The organism is Mycobacterium sp. E796, assembly GCF_001672815.1.
Lineage (GTDB): Bacteria > Actinomycetota > Actinomycetes > Mycobacteriales > Mycobacteriaceae > Mycobacterium.
This window is the reverse complement of the sequence record NZ_LZKK01000266.1, coordinates 1-923: the sequence shown is the minus strand read 5'-3', so window position 1 is coordinate 923 and position 923 is coordinate 1. Positions and strand designations below refer to the sequence as shown.

Below are 923 nucleotides of genomic sequence, written 5' to 3'. Positions count from 1 at the left end.
GCCAACATGGCGTCGTTGCTAAAGCCCTTGGGAGGGGTTGTGAACTTGATTGGCAGCGCCGTCGGGGCTGTCCGATACGAGTTAGGCAACATTGTTAGCGCAGCTTTCGACCAATTACTCAAGATATTGGGCGCAGCCTTTTACCAGTTTTGGATATTTATTCAAGGCTACCCGGCGTTATGGAGCATTTTCGTTACGGTCGGCACTTTTGTAATCATAGGCGCTTGGGTAGCACTAGTTTTACTTTTTATTGCAACAGGTACTCCCATTCCGATGTTCTTCCCGATCTAACAGACGCGCTCTGCGTTGCGGCCTGCCTCTTGGCCCTGGCCGGACATCGCCATCACCACCAGCGTCCACGTCCGGGACAACCGCGACGGCACCTTCAAAGCCGAGACACGCCTCGTCGTCGGCTAGACGCTGCCCGACCACGAACGTGAAAGGTTCGGCGAAGGAACGATGGAGAATCCAACCCTCGCGACCAACTCGTTGGGCGTCGATCCGACTGCGCGAACCTCACCGACCGCGCTGAGGGGGGCGTCATCTCAATACCCACGCCCGGCATTAAGCAAAACAAGCCACCATGGCCCGTATAAAGCAACACTTAAAAGAAACAGTAGCAAAAAGGGTACAATCGCTAGCAACATTAATAAAGATGTAATCATCGTTATCAATGTCTCTATTCCGGCTTGAATATTTGTTATCACATTCGCTATTAAATCGCTCATCGTGGACTGGGCGGCCGTGGCTGCGGCAACCGGGGCCGTAATTGCCGTCAAGGGCTTTAGCAACGACGCCATGTTGGCCGCCTCAGCGCTGGCGTAGGAGGCGGCACTCGCAATCAGGTGCTGCACGAACTGGTCCTGAAACGCCGCCGCCTTCCCGGCCAGCGCGTGATAGTCCTGGGCGTAACCGGAGAACAG

Annotated in this window: 2 protein-coding genes; one reads left to right on the top strand and one right to left on the bottom strand. The window is 55.0% G+C overall.

Features of this window, described 5'->3' with window-relative positions:
• A partial coding sequence (locus tag A5706_RS20530) for a hypothetical protein (RefSeq protein WP_231984910.1) occupies positions 1–291 on the top strand: 291 nt, incomplete at its 5' end.
• A 254-nt stretch (positions 292–545) separates the two neighbouring features.
• Here the strand turns inward: A5706_RS20530 and A5706_RS35005 are convergent.
• The coding region (locus tag A5706_RS35005; protein WP_156767254.1) for a PE family protein at positions 546–923 on the bottom strand (378 nt) is incomplete at its 5' end.